Annotated in this window: 15 protein-coding genes; 3 read left to right on the plus strand and 12 right to left on the minus strand. The window is 63.0% G+C overall.

The features are described 5' to 3' along the window. Positions 1–94: 94 nt before the first annotated feature. The 7 genes from ACJA3S_RS25490 to ACJA3S_RS25520 all read right to left on the minus strand — a co-directional run bounded on the left by ACJA3S_RS25490 (position 95) and on the right by ACJA3S_RS25520 (position 9534). Positions 95–991: a response regulator gene (locus ACJA3S_RS25490; protein WP_406820406.1), complete on the minus strand. Its 897-nt coding sequence runs from the start codon at positions 989–991 to the stop codon at positions 95–97. Between the two features lie 164 nt (positions 992–1155). Continuing rightward, positions 1156–1926, minus strand: coding sequence for a phosphate signaling complex protein PhoU (gene phoU / locus ACJA3S_RS25495; protein WP_170033850.1), 771 nt, complete (start codon positions 1924–1926; stop codon positions 1156–1158). Positions 1927–1990: 64 nt separating this feature from the next. After that, complete coding sequence (pstB, locus tag ACJA3S_RS25500) at positions 1991–2824, minus strand: phosphate ABC transporter ATP-binding protein PstB (RefSeq protein ID WP_406820407.1); 834 nt, start codon at positions 2822–2824, stop codon at positions 1991–1993. 71 nt (positions 2825–2895) lie between these two features. After that, complete coding sequence (gene pstA, locus ACJA3S_RS25505; protein WP_200626612.1) at positions 2896–4512, minus strand: phosphate ABC transporter permease PstA; 1617 nt, start codon at positions 4510–4512, stop codon at positions 2896–2898. Between the two features lie 71 nt (positions 4513–4583). After that, entirely contained in the window at positions 4584–6872 is a 2289-nt protein-coding gene (locus ACJA3S_RS25510) for a phosphate ABC transporter permease (RefSeq protein ID WP_406820408.1), read from the minus strand. A 139-nt stretch (positions 6873–7011) separates the two neighbouring features. Then, positions 7012–8010 carry a phosphate ABC transporter substrate-binding protein PstS gene (locus tag ACJA3S_RS25515; RefSeq protein ID WP_406820409.1) on the minus strand — a complete coding sequence of 333 codons (999 nt, stop codon included), beginning with the start codon at positions 8008–8010 and terminating at the stop codon, positions 7012–7014. A 234-nt stretch (positions 8011–8244) separates the two neighbouring features. Continuing rightward, positions 8245–9534: an MFS transporter gene (locus tag ACJA3S_RS25520; RefSeq protein ID WP_406820410.1), complete on the minus strand. Its 1290-nt coding sequence runs from the start codon at positions 9532–9534 to the stop codon at positions 8245–8247. A 362-nt stretch (positions 9535–9896) separates the two neighbouring features. On the opposite strand from ACJA3S_RS25520, the gene ACJA3S_RS25525 reads away from it, so the two are divergent. Together ACJA3S_RS25525 and ACJA3S_RS25530 are read left to right on the plus strand one after the other, a co-directional pair. Then, on the plus strand, positions 9897–10295 hold the full coding sequence (locus ACJA3S_RS25525; protein WP_003253317.1) for an acyl-CoA thioesterase: 399 nt from the start codon (positions 9897–9899) through the stop codon (positions 10293–10295). Positions 10296–10366: 71 nt separating this feature from the next. After that, on the plus strand, positions 10367–11263 hold the full coding sequence (locus tag ACJA3S_RS25530) for a D-hexose-6-phosphate mutarotase (RefSeq protein WP_406820411.1): 897 nt from the start codon (positions 10367–10369) through the stop codon (positions 11261–11263). Between the two features lie 91 nt (positions 11264–11354). On the opposite strand, the gene ACJA3S_RS25535 is transcribed toward ACJA3S_RS25530, so the two are convergent. The 5 genes from ACJA3S_RS25535 to ACJA3S_RS25555 form a co-directional block, all read right to left on the minus strand. Further along, a complete protein-coding gene (locus ACJA3S_RS25535) occupies positions 11355–11888 on the minus strand; it encodes a DUF3299 domain-containing protein (RefSeq protein WP_170033862.1) in 534 nt (177 codons plus the stop codon). Between the two features lie 48 nt (positions 11889–11936). Continuing rightward, positions 11937–12182, minus strand: coding sequence for a GlsB/YeaQ/YmgE family stress response membrane protein (locus ACJA3S_RS25540; protein ID WP_003260079.1), 246 nt, complete (start codon positions 12180–12182; stop codon positions 11937–11939). A 97-nt stretch (positions 12183–12279) separates the two neighbouring features. Further along, entirely contained in the window at positions 12280–13362 is a 1083-nt protein-coding gene (locus tag ACJA3S_RS25545; RefSeq protein WP_406820412.1) for a 5-(carboxyamino)imidazole ribonucleotide synthase, read from the minus strand. Between the two features lie 10 nt (positions 13363–13372). Next, positions 13373–13864: a 5-(carboxyamino)imidazole ribonucleotide mutase gene (gene purE, locus ACJA3S_RS25550; protein ID WP_170033866.1), complete on the minus strand. Its 492-nt coding sequence runs from the start codon at positions 13862–13864 to the stop codon at positions 13373–13375. A 171-nt stretch (positions 13865–14035) separates the two neighbouring features. Then, positions 14036–14968 carry a LysR substrate-binding domain-containing protein gene (locus ACJA3S_RS25555; RefSeq protein WP_170033868.1) on the minus strand — a complete coding sequence of 311 codons (933 nt, stop codon included), beginning with the start codon at positions 14966–14968 and terminating at the stop codon, positions 14036–14038. Positions 14969–15150: 182 nt separating this feature from the next. Between ACJA3S_RS25555 and aspA the strand changes: the two genes are divergently transcribed. Continuing rightward, positions 15151–16575, plus strand: a complete 1425-nt coding sequence (gene aspA, locus ACJA3S_RS25560; RefSeq protein ID WP_003260072.1) for an aspartate ammonia-lyase — start codon at positions 15151–15153, stop codon at positions 16573–16575. Positions 16576–16599: the final 24 nt, after the last annotated feature.

The raw sequence follows: 16599 nt of genomic DNA on the forward strand, positions 1-16599 counted from the left end.
ATATCGGCGTCGCCGTATCGATTGCCGGGGCTGCTTTGCAGCCCTTTCGCAAGGCATGGCCGCCCCTTCAAAGAGGGCGGCGTGGGGCCGAGGGTCAGGCGCCCGGGGTGAAGTGCTTCTGCGCAGTGCCGCGGGCAATCAGGCGCGACAAGTAGTCGAGCTTCTGGGCGTCCTGGTCGACGAACTTGAACGTCAATTGCAGCCAGTCACTGTCGGGCTTGGGCTCCAGCGCCACGATGGCATGCAGGTAACCGTTCAGACGCGCGACTTCGGCGTTCTCGCCCTGCTCCAGGTTCAGTACGGCGCCTTCCAGCACCTGCGGCAGGGTTTCGCCACGGCGAACCACCAGCAAGGCCTCTTTCAGGCTCAGCGCCTTGATCACGCAGGCTTGCATGCCACTGGCCAGGCGCAGCTGGCCCTGGCCACGGCCGGTAGGCGCTGGCGTAGCGGGAGCAGCAGCGCTGACCAACGGCCTGGCAGGTGCCGGCGCCGCTGCGGGGGCGGTGATTTTCGCCACTTCCGGTTTGCCGGCCGTCAGCGCGTTCAGCGAATCGTTGGCGAACGCCGAGTTGATTCGCGCCGGCCCGCTGCTCATCACGCTGTCGAGCTTGCCGATCTTGCTCAGGGCCTTTTTCACCTTGGTCAGCAATTGCTCGTTGGTGAACGGCTTGCCGACAAAATCGGAAACGCCGGCCTGGATCGCCTGAATCACGTTTTCCTTGTCGCCACGGCTGGTCACCATGATGAATTGCAGGTTTTTCAGCTCAGGCTGCTGACGGCACCAGGTGAGCAGTTCCAGGCCGGACATTTCCGGCATTTCCCAGTCGCACAGGACCAGGTCGAACGCTTCCTTGCCCAGCAGCGCCATCGCCTTGCGACCATTGACGGCATCGTCGATGGTCATGCCCGGGAAGGCATTGCGCAGGCATTTGCGGACCAGGTCACGGATGAACGGAGCGTCATCCACAACCAGCACATTCACTTTACTCATCGATACTCCTTCTGAATCCCGGCTAGCCTACCGCCGAATAATGGCCATTTGCTACAACCTGGTCACGCCGGGACTTCTTCACATCGTTCGCGGGTGCCTGCCGGCTCCTCGACCGCAAACGAAAACGCCCGGCCAAGGCCGGGCGTCGATGCTCGGGAGCAACCTTATTTATCGTCAGGTTCAGCCGGAACATTAGCTTTTTCGCCGTCATCGACTGCAGTGCCCTGCACTTCTGCCGTCATGCGCTTGAGGCCCATGTGGCGCACATCGGTGCCCCGCACCAGGTAGATCACCAGCTCGGAGATGTTGCGCGCATGGTCGCCGATACGCTCCAGCGAACGCAGCACCCAGATCACGCTCAGTACCCGCGAGATCGAGCGCGGGTCTTCCATCATGTAGGTCACCAGCTCGCGCAGGGCGGTCTTGTATTCGCGGTCGATGGTCTTGTCGTACTGGGCCACCGACAATGCCAGGTCGGCGTCGAAGCGGGCAAAGGCGTCCAGCGCGTCGCGGACCATGTTGCGCACCTGGTCGCCGATGTGGCGCACCTCGACGTAGCCGCGCGGCGACTCGCCTTCCTCGCACAACTGGATGGCACGGCGGGCGATCTTGGTCGACTCGTCACCAATGCGCTCCAGGTCGATCACCGACTTGGAGATGCTGATGATAAGGCGCAGGTCAGACGCTGCCGGCTGACGACGGGCCAGGATGCGCAGGCACTCCTCGTCGATGTTGCGCTCCATCTGGTTGATCTGCTCGTCGACTTCGCGCACTTGCTGGGCCAGGCCCGAGTCGGCCTCGATCAGCGCGGTAACCGCGTCGTTGACCTGTTTCTCGACCAGCCCGCCCATGGCCAGCAGGTGGCTGCGCACCTCTTCGAGCTCGGCGTTGAACTGCTGGGAAATGTGATGGGTAAGGCTTTCTTTGTTGATCATCATTCGCTCCGCGAAGAAGCTCAAAGCTTCAAGTAATCGTCTGGTTCCCTGTGCCGCAGGGCTGCTAGCCGTAGCGACCGGTGATGTAGTCTTCGGTCTGCTTCTTCGCCGGGTTGGTGAACAGGGTATCGGTATCGCCGAATTCGACCAGCTTGCCCATGTACATGAACGCGGTGTAGTCGGAAACCCGGGCCGCCTGTTGCATGTTATGGGTGACGATGACGATGGTGTACTTGGATTTCAATTCGTAGATCAGCTCCTCGACCTTCAGGGTCGAGATCGGGTCCAGTGCCGAGCACGGTTCGTCGAGCAGCAACACCTCCGGCTCCACGGCGATGGTGCGGGCGATGACCAGGCGCTGCTGCTGGCCGCCGGACAGGCCCAGGGCCGAATCGTGCAGGCGGTCCTTGACCTCGTCCCACAGGGCCGCGCCCTTCAGCGCCCACTCGACCGCTTCGTCGAGTACGCGTTTCTTGTTGATGCCCTGGATACGCAGGCCGTAGACCACGTTCTCATAGATGGTCTTGGGGAACGGGTTGGGCTTCTGGAACACCATGCCGACACGGCGGCGCAGCTCGGCCACGTCTTCGCCCTTGCGGTAGATGTTGTTGCCGTACAGGTTGATCGCGCCCTCCACGCGGCAGCCGTCAACCAGGTCGTTCATGCGGTTGAAGGTACGCAACAAGGTCGACTTGCCGCAGCCGGACGGGCCGATGAAGGCGGTCACGCGCTGCTTGGGAATGTTCATCTGCACGTCGAACAGCGCTTGCTTGTCGCCGTAGAACAGGCTCAGGCCCGGTACTTCGATGGCCACGGTTTCTTCGGCCAGGCGCAGGCCTTGCTTGTCGCGGCCCAGGGCAGACATGTCGATGCCGCGGGCGTGGGATTCTTGCTGCATGGTCAACTCCATACGCTAACAATTCGTTTCAAAGGGCCGCGCCACATGGGGCGGCACGCTTGCGATCAGGCTCAGCTGTCGAGGGCCTTGTACTTTTCGCGCAGGTGGTTGCGGATCCACACCGCCGAGAGGTTGAGGGCCGCGATTACCAGCACCAGCAGCAGCGCCGTGGCGTACACCAGTGGCCGCGCGGCTTCGACGTTGGGGCTCTGGAAGCCGACGTCATAGATGTGGAAGCCCAGGTGCATGATCTTCTGGTCCAGGTGCAGGTACGGGTAGTTGCCGTCCACCGGCAGCGACGGCGCCAGTTTGACCACCCCCACCAGCATCAGCGGCGCCACTTCACCGGCGGCGCGGGCCACGGCCAGGATCATGCCGGTCATCATGGCCGGGCTGGCCATGGGCAAGACGATCTTCCACAAGGTCTCGGCCTTGGTCGCGCCCAAGGCCAGCGAGCCCTCGCGCACAGTGCGCGGGATACGCGCCAGGCCTTCCTCGGTGGCGACGATCACCACCGGCACGGCCAGCAACGCCAGGGTCAGCGATGCCCACAGCAGGCCCGGGGTACCCAGGGTGGGCGCCGGCAATGCCTCGGGGAAGAACAGGCGGTCGATCGAGCCGCCCAGCACGTAGACGAAGAAGCCCAGGCCGAATACGCCATAGACGATCGCCGGCACCCCGGCCAGGTTGTTCACCGCGATGCGGATCAGCCGGGTCACCGGGCCCTGCCTGGCGTATTCGCGCAGGTAGACGGCCGCCAGCACGCCGAACGGGGTAACGATCACGGCCATGATCAAGGTCATCATCACGGTACCGAAGATGGCTGGGAAAATACCGCCTTCGGTGTTGGCCTCGCGCGGGTCGTCGCTGAGGAACTCCCACACCTTGGTAAAGTAGCTGCCCAGCTTGGTGAAGCCCGACATGCCGTTCGGCTGGATGGCGTGCACCACCTTGCTCAGGTTGATCTCCACTTCCCGGCCATTGGCATCGCGCGCCACCAGGCTGTCACGAGCAAACGCCTGGTGCAGGCCGGTCAGGCGCTCTTCGATGGCCTTGTAGCGGCTGTTCAGCTCGGCGCGGTCGGCGTCCATGTCGGCCTGGGCAGCGGCGTCCAGCTTGCCGTCCAGTTCCAGCTTGCGGGCCTGCAGGCGCAGGCGTTCAAGGCCATGGTTGATGGCACCGATGTCCTTCTTCTCGAGGCTTTGCAGCTCGCTGTTGAGTTGGTTGGCGCGCTTGAGCCGGGCCTGCAACTCGTTCCAGGCGGCAGGCCCCTCGGCGACCACGCGGCCCTCTTCCTTGACGCTGACCAGGTAACCGTAGAAGTTGCCCCACTCGCGGCGCTCCAGCGCCATCAGGTCGGCTGGGTGCTGTTCATCGACCAGCCACTCTCCGACCACCCAGGTGAAGTCGCTGCCGTTGAGGTCGCGGTTACCCACCTTGATCAGCTCTCGGGTCATGAACTCCGGGCCCTGGTCAGGTACCGGCAAGCCGGCGCCCTTCAGGCGCGCCCGGGGTACTTCCTCCTTCTGCACCACTTCGCCGATGACGACGTGATCGGCCTGGCCCGGCACCTTGTAGGTGGCCTGGACAAGGTCGGCCGGCCAGAAATGGCCCAGGCCGCGCACGGCAATCACCGCCAGCAGGCCGACGGTCATGATCACCGCCATGGCCACCGCGCCGCCGCTCATCCAGACGCCTGGGGCGCCGCTCTTGAACCAGCCTTTGAGGGAATCCTTTTTCACGGATCGCTACCTTTCTATCAAAGCGACGAGTATTTCTTGCGCAGACGCTGGCGAATCAGCTCGGCCAAGGTGTTCATGATGAAGGTGAACATCAGCAGTACCAGCGCGGCCAGGAACAGCACGCGATAGTGGCTGCCGCCGACTTCCGATTCAGGCATTTCCACGGCCACGTTGGCGGCCAGGGTACGCATGCCTTCGAACAGGTTCAGCTCCATCACCGGGGTGTTGCCGGTGGCCATCAGCACGATCATGGTCTCGCCCACCGCGCGGCCCATACCGATCATCAGCGCCGAGAAGATACCCGGGCTGGCGGTGAGGATGACGACGCGGGTCAAGGTCTGCCAGGGCGTGGCGCCGAGCGCCAGGGAGCCCAGGGTCAGGCTGCGCGGCACACTGAACACGGCATCTTCGGCGATGGAGTAAATGTTCGGGATGACCGCAAAGCCCATGGCGATACCCACCACCAGGGCGTTGCGCTGGTCGTAGGTGATGCCCAGGTCGCGAGTGATCCACAGGCGCATGTCGCCGCCGAAGAACCAGGTTTCCAGCAGCGGGCTCATGTACAAGGCGAACCAGCCGATCACCAGGATCACCGGAATCAGGATGGCCGCTTCCCAGCCGTCCGGAATGCGCAGGCGGATCGACTCGGGCAGCCGGCTCCAGGCAAAGCCTGCTGCCAGGATGCCGATCGGCATGATCACGAACAGGCTGAACACGCCCGGCAGGTGGCCTTCCAGATAAGGCGCGAGGAACAGGCCGGCGAAGAAGCCAAGGATCACCGTCGGCATCGCTTCCATCAGTTCGATCACCGGCTTGACCTTGCGGCGCATGCCCGGGGCCATGAAGTAGGCGGTGTAGATGGCTGCCGCAATCGCCAGCGGCGCCGCCAGCACCATGGCGTAGAACGCCGCCTTGAGGGTACCGAAGGTCAGCGGCGACAGGCTCAGCTTGGGCTCGAAGTCGGTATTGGACGCTGTCGACTGCCAGACGTACTTGGGCTCGTCATAGTTCTCGTACCAGACCTTGCCCCACAGCGCGCTGAAGGAAATTTCCGGATGCGGGTTACGCAGGCTCAGCGGCAGCAGCTTGCCGCCCTCTTCGATCATGATGCGGTTGGCGCGTGGCGACAGGGCCAGGATGCCCGCGCCTTCGGCAGCCTGCTCGACCAGCAGGGTACGGTGCGCGGTGCTGTGGAACACGCCCAGTTTGCCCTCGGCATCCAGGGCGATGAAGCCCTTGCGGCGCTCCTCGGCGTCGATCTGCACGATCGGGGCCGTGCCCATCTGGAAGCTGCGAATCTGCTTGAAGCGCGACTCGCCATCCGGGTCGCGGGCCATGAACCACTGGGTCAGTCCGCCTTTGGAGTCGCCCATGATCAGCGAGATGCCGCCAACCAGCTGGGCCGTGGCGGTAATTTCGGTGTCCGCGCTGTCCGACAGCTTGTAACGGCCATTAAGGCTCTTGTCGCGCAGGCTGAAGACGTCGGCAGTGGCGCGGCCGTTGATCACGTACAGCCAATGCTGACGCGGGTCGATGAAGATGTTCTTCACCGTTTCGGTCATCTGCGGCAGTTCGATGCGGTTCTGCTCGGTGGTGACCTCGCCGGTCATCATGCTTTCGCTACGGGTCAGCTCGACCACCTGCAGGTGCGCGCCAGTGGAGCCAGCCAGCAGCAGGACGTCGCCATTGACGTTGACGCTGACGTGATCCAGCGCCTGGCCCTGATCATCGAGCACGAACGGCTGCTCGCCGTACGGGTAGTCGATACCCGGGTCGATGGTTTTCTTGTTGTCGGGGTAGGTAATCTTGTAGCTGTGGTGGAACACCAGGGCTTGGCCATTGGACAAGCCCAGCACCACCAGCGGGCTCCCCGGCTGGTCGGTACTGATCGAGGTCACCTGGGCGCCTGCCGGCAGCGGCAGGTCGACCCGCTTGAGCGCGTTACCGGTCTTGGTATCGAAGAACAGTGCCTGGCCCTTGTCCGAAACGCGCATGCCCACCAGGTTCTGCTCTTCAAGCGCGATCATCAGCGGCTTGCCGGCATCCTGTTGCAGCCAGGTTGGCTCCAGCGCCTTCTTGCTGGTCAGCTCGGCGCCCTGGAACAGCGGCAGCACCACATAGGCCAGGTAGAAGAAGATCAGGGTGATTGCCGCCAACACGGCAAGCCCGCCCACCAGTACATACCAGCGGGTCAGGCGGTCCTTGAGTGCGCGCATGCGGCGCTTGCGTTGCAACTCCGGCGTATTGAAGTCAATCCGCTCGGGCTGGGAATTTGGAGTCATTGTGGAGTTGGCCAGATCATTCATGCGCACACCCTAGCGGTCCCGTATGACAAAAACATGACAATGTAGTGACGCACGAAAGCCCGCCGCACAGGAAGCCTGGCTTCGGGCTGGGAATTCGTGGAAGAGGCCAGGCAGCAGCACCGGCCTCCCCCTCAGTCAGTTACTTCTTTGCGACGTTACCGGCGTGGGACAGGCCCAGGTCAGCCAGGGTCTTGTCGATGACTTTGGCCGGCAGCGGGATGTAGCCATCCTTCACCACGACCTGCTGGCCAGCTTGCGACAGCACCAGCTTGACGAACTCGGCTTCCAGTGGGGCCAGAGGCTTGTTCGGCGCCTTGTTGACGTAGACGTAAAGGAAGCGCGACAGCGGGTATTTGCCGTTCAGGGCGTTGGTTTCGTTGTCTTCAACGAACTCGCCGCCTTCTTTCTTGGCCAGGGCAACAGTCTTGACGCTGGCGGTCTTGTAGCCGATGCCCGAGTAGCCGATGCCGTTCAGCGAGGAGCTGATCGACTGCACGACCGAAGCCGAACCAGGCTGTTCGTTGACGTTAGGCTTGAAGTCGCCTTTGCACAGGGCTTCTTCCTTGAAGTAGCCATAGGTGCCGGATACCGAGTTGCGGCCGAACAGCTGGATTGGCTTATTGGCCAGGTCGCCGGTCACGCCCAGGTCACCCCAGGTCTTGACCTCCGCTTTGGCGCCACACAGGCGGGTGGACGAGAAGATGGCGTCGACCTGAGCCATGGTCAGGCCCTTGATCGGGTTGTCCTTGTGCACGAACACGGCCAGGGCATCGACGGCAACCGGGATGGCGGTTGGCTTGTAGCCGTACTTCTGCTCGAAGGCCTGCAGTTCGACATCCTTCATCTTGCGGCTCATCGGGCCTAGGTTGGCAGTGCCTTCGGTCAGCGCGGGTGGCGCGGTGGAGGAGCCGGCAGCCTGGATCTGGATGTTTACGTTCGGGTATTCCTTCTTGTAGGCCTCGGCCCACAGAGTCATCAGGTTCGCGAGGGTGTCGGAACCGACGCTGGAGAGGTTGCCCGAAACACCGGTGGTCTTGGTGTAGGTCGGGATTGCAGGATCGACAGCGGCTACCGCGTTGGCGGTTGCAACGCCAGCGGCGGCAAAGGTGAGGGCCGCCATCAAACGCTTCAGTTTCATGCCTTGCTCCTAGCAGGAATAGGGGGTGTTGGATGGAACGGGCCCAAGTATCTGCAGGCCGCATGAATACGATATGACTTGAATGTGACAATTGGATGAAAGGCCATCATCAGCTGCCTGGCAACACCTTGTGTCGCGATGGGCTGCGCAGCAGCCCCGGACATGACGAACCCGGCACGAATTGCCGGGGCTGCTGCGCAGCCCATCGCGACACAAGGCCGCTCCTGCAACAGGTCAGCGCTTGTTGGCGAGCAGGTACAGCCCCACCAGCAGACCAACGGCACACAACCCCGCCACATAGTAGGCAGGCGCCATCGGGCTCAATTTCAACAGCGCAGTCACCACCATCGGCGTCAACCCGCCAAAGATCGCGTAGGCCACGTTGTAAGAGAACGACAGCCCGCTGAACCGCACCACCGCCGGAAACGCCTTGACCATCACATAAGGCACCGCACCGATCACACCCACGCATAAACCGGTCACGGCATACAGCGGGAACAGCAGTTCGGGCCGGGTCGGCAGGCTGTGGTAGAAGGCCCAGGAGCTCGCCAGCAGCAGCAGGCTGCCGATCACGAACACCCGGCCCGCGCCAAAGCGGTCAGCCAGGCTGCCAGCACCGATGCAGCCGAAGCTGAGCAGTACGATTGCCAGGCTGTTGGCCTTGAGGGAATCGGTCGGGCTGATGTGGTAGATGCTCTGCAGCAACGCCGGCGTCATCAGGATGACCACCACGATGCCGGCAGACAGCATCCAGGTCAGTAGCATCGACAGCACGATCGGGCCACGATGGTCACGCAGCACGGCCCGCAGCGGCAGCTCCTCGGCCAGCGCCTTGCGCTGCTGCATCTCGGCAAACACCGGGGTTTCGTGCAACCAGCGGCGCAGGTACACCGAGAACAGGCCGAACACACCGCCAAGCAGGAACGGGATACGCCAGGCGTAATCGGCCACTTCTTCTGCGCTGTAGACGCTGTTGATCAGGGTCGCCACCAGCGAGCCGAGCAGGATGCCCGCGGTCAGGCCGGCCGTGAGGGTACCGCAGGCGTAGCCGGTGTTGCGCGCCGGCACGTGCTCGGACACGAACACCCAGGCCCCTGGCACCTCGCCACCGATTGCCGCACCCTGGATCACGCGCATCAGCAACAGCAGGACCGGCGCCCACAGGCCGATCTGCGCATAGGTCGGCAACAGGCCCATGATCAGTGTTGGCAGGGCCATCATGAAGATACTCAGGGTGAACATCTTCTTGCGCCCGAGCAGGTCACCGAAATGGGCCATGATGATGCCGCCCAGCGGTCGCGCCAGGTAGCCGGCGGCGAAAATGCCGAAGGTCTGCATCAGGCGCAGCCATTCGGGCATGTCGGCGGGGAAGAACAGCTTGCCGACCACCGTGGCGAAGAACACGAAGATGATGAAGTCGTAGAACTCCAGCGCGCCGCCCAGTGCGGACAGAGAGAGAGTCTTGTAGTCACTGCGGGTCAGCGGCCGCGAAGGCTGCTCGATACTGCTCGGCACGGAAGTCATCGCTGATTGTTCTCTTTGTAGGGGCAGGCAGGCCGCTTGGCACGCGGCTTCTGGATTGGTAACGGACGAAGATAGCAAATTGCCGAGCTGCGCCGAAAGCGATACAAAATCCATACACATATTCATGAATGCGCGGTCGTCGCTGGCCGTTATGCTCTATATACTGGCGATTCGTAGGAAAAGGTTGCTCCTAACGTGGGATGTTGTGCGAAAACGCCGGTCATTATTGTCAGGCGGTTTCGCAGAGTTTCCCTACGGCCGCCCAGTGAAACGAAATCGGCGTAGTATGTTTCAAGCTGAATCGTTTACCCGGCCTTTGCGCCACACCAACGAAAAGCGTCACGGGTCAGAGGCCCCATCGCATGATTGAGCTCGAACAAGAAGATCCTATCCCGCAAGGCGACCTGGCCTTGCAGATCACCGCACTCCCGCGCGAGACCAACGGGTTTGGCGATATCTTTGGCGGCTGGTTGGTCGCCCAGATGGACCTGGCCGGTACCGCCATGGCCAGCCGTGTCGCCGGCGGCCGTGTGGCCACGGTGGCTATTGACCGCATGGCTTTCCTGGTGCCAGTGGCCGTTGGCGCACAATTGTCCTTCTATACCCAGACCCTGGAAATCGGCCGCAGCTCGATCCAGATGATGGTCGAAGTGTGGAGCGACGACCCGCTGTCCAGCGAATGGCGCAAGGTCACCGAAGCGGTGTTCGTCTTCGTCGCCATCGATGGCAGTGGCCGTACCCGCTCCGTACCTCGTCGCTGAGCCACGCCGGCGGTAAACTCATTGCATGTGCCCGGGTCCAAGCCCCACTGGCAATCAATGAGATGAACACAATGGCTTCCTTCCAGGTCGTAAGCGAGCAACATGGCGAACTCAACTGCTGGCGTATCAGCAGCCACCACGCCGAACTATTGATCGCCCAGCAGGGCGCGCAGATCCTCAGCTACCAGTGCGTTGGCCAGCCACCGCTGTTGTGGCTGAGCGACCAGGCCATCTTCCGCCAGGGCAAGTCAGTGCGTGCCGGGGTACCGGTATGCTGGCCGTGGTTCGGCAACCTGCAGCGCAACCCACCGGCCGTGCAGGCCATGTACCACGGCGAACAGGCACCTGCGCACGGCCTCGCGCGAACCCGTGACTGGCAGCTGCTGGGCATCGAAGAAGCGGGCGACGGGCTGCGTATCGAGTTCGAGCTGCCCGAAGCGCAGGGCAAGCTGCCAGACTGGCCCCACGACGTGGAGCTGAAGTTGCTGGTGGAACTGGGCGCTGAGCTGAAACTGAAGCTGACCAGCCGCAACATGGGCAATACCCCGGTCACCCTCAGCCAGGCCCTGCACAGCTACTTTGCAGTCAGCGATGTACGGCAAGTGCGGGTTGAGGGTGTCGAAGGGCTGGGCTACATCGAGACCCTGGCCGACTGGGAGCAGCGCCAGCAGCAGGGCGCGCTGGCGTTCAGCGGTGAGACTGACCGCATCTACCTCGCCACCCCGCCGCAACTGAGCATTGTCGACCCGCACTGGAACCGGCGGATCACCCTGACCAGCAGCGGGTCACGTTCGGCGGTGATCTGGAACCCTTGGACCGAGCGGGCCAGGGAGTTGCCGGACATGGCCGATGACGGCTGGCAGCGGATGCTGTGCATCGAGACGGCGAATGTGTGGGATGACCTGGTGGAATTGAAACCTGGGGCAACCCATTCGCTTGGCCTGGTAGTGGCGAGCGAAGCGCTTTGATCTGAAGCACTCGGGACCGCTGAGCGGTCCTTTCGCGACACAAGGCTGCTCCTACAAGGGTACGCGGTCACCTGAGGCGCGCCGCAAGGCATCAGAGGTCGGCATCCTCCACCACCCTCACCTTCTGGGCATCCAGCGCATAGGCGGCATCGGCCAGGTCGTTGCTGACCTTTTCCACCTTCAGCGTGCCGCTGACCCACAGCGGTGTGTAGATGTCATCGATCTTCAGGCCTTTCGGGTAGCGCACCAGCACCAACTGGTTCGGCGGTGGTGGCGGCACATGGATGCAGGCGCCCGGGTACGGCACCAGGAAGAACAGCGTGCTGTTGCCCTTGGCGTCGCTCTCCAGCGGCACAGGGTAACCGCCCAGGCGGATGTCCTTGCCGTTCATGGCCGCCACGGTCTTGGTCGAGTACATCACCGCTGGCAAGCCCTTGCTTTGCTTGAGGCCGCCCTTGGCGGTAAAGGTACCCATGGCTTCCGGCGAATTGTGGTCGATTTCGGGCATCTGCTCGAGCGCCTTCTGGTCCGACTTGGGCATCAGCTCAAGCCAGTCGGTTTCGGGCAGCTCGGCATGGGCCAGGGCACTGGCCAACAGCAAGGGGGCGAGGAAAAAGGCACGCATGGAAATGCTCGGCAACTCGGTAGAATTGCCGGGCATTCTACCCAGTATTCAACGCTTCTTGATGAATCCGTAGATCACCAGAAGAATGACCGCACCCACCAGGGCGCCAAGGAAGCCCGCAGCCTGCCCGGCCTGGTAGATGCCCAGCGCCTGGCCGCCATAGGTGGCCAGCAGGGAGCCGGCGATACCCAGCAGGATGGTCATGATCCAACCCATGCTGTCGTCGCCCGGTTTGATGAAGCGGGCCAGCAGGCCGACGATGAGGCCGATGAAGATGGTTCCAATGATGCCCATGGCGATCCCTCTGCAATGAAGAATGGAACAAGCCAAAGCCTAGACAGCGCTTTGGCTTGTTGCCATTTCAGAGGGCATGCCGCGGGTAGAAGTTCGATCAGTTGCCGATCAGGGCTTCTACTTCGGCAATCTTGCGCTCCAGGGTTGCCATGTCGTGGCAACGCAGGGTGGCGTGGCCAACCTTGCGCCCGTCCTTGAACGCCTTGCCGTAGTGGTGCAGATGGCAATCATCGATGGCGATCACCTTGTCCACAGCTGGCACTTTACCGATGAAGTTGAGCATCGCGCTCTCGCCCACCTTGGCAGTCGAACCCAGTGGCAGGCCGGCGACGGCACGCAGGTGGTTCTCGAACTGGCTGCACTCGGCGCCTTCGATGGTCCAGTGCCCGGAGTTGTGCACGCGCGGGGCGATCTCGTTGGCCTTCAGGCCGCCGTCGACTTCGAAGAACTCGAAGGCCAGCACGCCGACATAATCGAGTTGCTTGAGCACGCGGCCCACGTAGTCCTCGGCCAGGGCCTGCAGCGGGTGCGCCTGGCTGGCGACCGACAGGCGCAGGATGCCGCTTTCATGGGTGTTGTGCACCAGCGGGTAGAAGCGGGTTTCGCCATCGCGGGCACGCACGGCCACCAGCGACACTTCGCCAGTGAACGGGACGAAGCCCTCCAGCAGGCACGGCACACTGCCCAGCTCGGCGAAGGTACCGACCACGTCCTCAGCCGTGCGCAGTACCTTCTGGCCCTTGCCGTCGTAACCCAGGGTGCGGGTTTTCAACACGGCCGGCAGGCCGATGCTGGCCACTGCGGCGTCCAGGTCTGCCTGCGAGAGGATGTCGGCGAATGCCGGGGTGGGGATACCCAGGTCGCGGAACATGCTTTTCTCGAACAGGCGGTCGCGGGCGATACGCAGCGCTTCGGCGCTGGGGTACACCGGTACGAATTGCGAAAGGAAGGCCACGGTCTCGGCCGGGACGCTTTCGAACTCGAAGGTGACCAGGTCGACTTCGTCGGCCAATTGGCGCAGGTGGTCCTGGTCGCCGTAGTCGGCGCGCAGGTGCTCGCCCAGTGGCGCGGCGCAGGCGTCCGGTGCCGGGTCGAGGAAGGCGAAGTTCATGCCCAGCGGGGTACCCGCCAGGGCCAGCATGCGGCCCAGCTGGCCGCCACCGATTACACCGATCTTCATGGGTTGAGCCTCAAGCCTGGCGCGGGTCTGGGTTGTCCAGCACGGTCTCGGTCTGCTCCGTGCGGAACTGCTTGAGCGCCGTGTGGTACTGCGGGTATTTGGCACCGAGGATGCTGGCCGACAGCAGCGCGGCATTGACTGCACCAGCCCGGCCGATGGCCAGGGTAGCAACCGGCACGCCGGCAGGCATCTGCACGATCGACAGCAGCGAATCGACGCCCGACAGCATCGACGATTGCACCGGCACGCCCAGCACCGGCAGGTGGGTCTTGGCCGCGCACATGCCAGGCAGGTGGGCTGCACCACCGGCACCGGCGATGATCACCTCGATGCCCCGCCCTTCAGCCTCTTCGGCGTACTGGAACAGCAAGTCCGGGGTGCGGTGGGCGGAAACCACCTTCACTTCGTAGGGAATGCCGAGTTTTTCCAGCATATCGGCGGTGTGGCTAAGGGTGGACCAATCGGACTTGGAGCCCATGATCACGCCAACCAGTGCACTCATCGTCGAGCCTCTTCGCTTGTGCGCCCTTGGGCGCGTCAAAAAACAACAAGCCACGCGGGACGGCCGGCGTGGCTTGTTTGCTGATCAGGACCGGACGCATCCGGTCGAAAGGCCGCGCAGTATACCGTAAGGTGGTGCGTTTAAGGCACCCCGGCGACCAACTGTCACCCCTTATTTTTCGGGGCTTTGGCTGACTTTCGAGTCAACCATTGCCGCCCCCTCGAGCTTGCGCCACAGCAGCCTGACGTTGGCCTTGCGTACCAGGGCGCAGCGATACAGGCGGATTTCCAGCGGCACATGCCACTGGCTGCCGCCGCAGATTGCCAGCTCACCCCGTTCGAGCTCGCCACGCATCGACAGGCGCGGTACCCAGGCGATGCCCATGCCCTCCAGCGCCATGCTCTTGAGGCTGTCGGCCATGGCGGTTTCATAGACCGTGGTATAGCGCAGGTTGCGCTGGCGCAGCAGCAAGTTGACCGAACGGCCAAGGAACGCGCCGGCGGTATAGGCCAGCAGGGGCACGCTGCCCTCGCCTTCGAGGTCGAACAACGGCTTGCCGTCGGCGTCCACCGCGCACACCGGCAGCATTTCGGTGGTGCCCATGTGCAGCGACGGGAAGATTTCGGCGTCCATCTGCAGCGCAGCGTCCGGGTCATAGAACGCCAGCATCAGGTCGCAGCCGCCTTCGCGCAAGGCATGCACGGCATCGCCGACGTTGGTCGCAACCAGGCGGGTGGCGATGTTCAGGCCGTCATTGCGCAACTGGGCCACCCAGCGGGGGAAAAAGCCCGAGGCCAGCGAGTGGGCTGCAGCTACCTGCACCACTTCGCCCTGCCCGCCCTCAAGATGATGCAAATGGCGAAGAATTTCGCTCAACTGGTCGACAACCGTACGTGCCGTGACCAGAAATAGCTGGCCGGCCTCGGTCAGTTCTATCGGCGTGCGGGAACGGTTCACCAGTTGTAGCCCCAACGCCGCTTCCAGGCTGCGGATGCGTCGGCTGAATGCGGGTTGGGTCACGAAACGCCGTTCTGCCGCCTGGGAAAAACTGCGCGTAGCCGCCAGCGCGCTGAAGTCTTCCAGCCACTTGCTTTCAAGGTTCACGAAGCACATCTCCTGGCATGCACCAAAATGGAACACGCTCGAATGTCAATTGGCGTCACATGAAACACTATGCCGTTTGTGCATAGGTTAGCGTGCAACAGCATTTGCCGCAAAATTGCCTTCAGGCCTAGGATTGGCGCCATTCCGGCATGTGCCGGGTCAAAATCGAGATGATATCCATCATGTCCTCCGCTGCATCGTTCCGCGTCGAAAAAGATCTGCTTGGTACCCTTGAAGTCCCTGCCGATGCCTACTACGGCATCCAGACCCTGCGCGCTGCCAACAACTTCCACCTCTCCGGTGTTCCGCTGTCGCACTACCCGAAGCTGGTCGTGGCCCTGGCCATGGTCAAGCAGGCCGCTGCCGACGCCAACCGTGAGCTGGGTCACCTGAGCGATGCCAAGCATGCTGCCATCACCGCAGCCTGCGCCCGCCTGATCAAAGGCGACTACCACGACCAGTTCGTGGTCGACATGATCCAGGGTGGTGCCGGTACTTCCACCAACATGAACGCGAACGAAGTCATTGCCAACGTCGCGCTGGAAGCCATGGGCCACCAGAAGGGTGAGTACCAGTACCTGCACCCGAACAACGACGTGAACATGGCGCAGTCGACCAACGACGCCTACCCGACGGCCATCCGTCTGGGCCTACTGCTGGGTCACGACGCCCTGCTGGCCAGCCTCGACAGCCTGATCCAGGCCTTCGCTGCCAAGGGTAAAGAGTTCGACCACGTACTGAAGATGGGCCGTACCCAGCTGCAGGACGCCGTGCCGATGACCCTGGGCCAGGAATTCCGCGCCTTCGCCACCACCATGACCGAAGACCTGCAGCGCCTGCGTTCGCTGGCTCCGGAACTGCTGACCGAAATCAACCTGGGTGGTACCGCCATCGGCACCGGCATCAACGCCGACCCGGGCTACCAGGCCCTGGCCGTACAGCGCCTGGCTGCCATCAGCGGCCAACCGCTGGTACCGGCTGCCGACCTGATCGAAGCCACCTCCGACATGGGCGCCTTCGTGCTGTTCTCCGGCATGCTCAAGCGTACCGCCGTCAAGCTGTCGAAGATCTGCAACGACCTGCGCCTGCTGTCCAGCGGCCCGCGCACCGGCATCAACGAGATCAACCTGCCGGCGCGCCAGCCAGGCAGCTCGATCATGCCAGGCAAGGTCAACCCGGTTATTCCGGAAGCGGTCAACCAGGTGGCCTTCGCCATCATGGGCAACGACCTGGCCCTGACCGTCGCCGCTGAAGGTGGCCAGCTGCAGCTGAACGTGATGGAACCGCTGATCGCCTACAAGATCTTCGACTCGATCCGCCTGCTCCAGCGCGCCATGGACATGCTGCGCGAGCACTGCATCGTCGGCATCACTGCCAACGAACAGCGCTGCCGTGAACTGGTCGAGCACTCGATCGGCCTGGTCACCGCCCTGAACCCGTACATCGGCTACGAAAACGCCACCCGTATCGCCCGCGTTGCCCTGGAAACCGGCCGCGGCGTACTGGAACTGGTGCGCGAGGAGAAGCTGCTGGACGACGCGATGCTCGACGACATCCTGCGCCCGGAAAACATGATCGCTCCCCGTCTGGTACCGCTGAAGGCGTAACCAGGCCGCTGCAAACAGTCTCAC

The sequence above is a fragment of the Pseudomonas sp. KnCO4 genome, from assembly GCF_045344305.1.
Classification (GTDB): domain Bacteria; phylum Pseudomonadota; class Gammaproteobacteria; order Pseudomonadales; family Pseudomonadaceae; genus Aquipseudomonas; species Aquipseudomonas anuradhapurensis.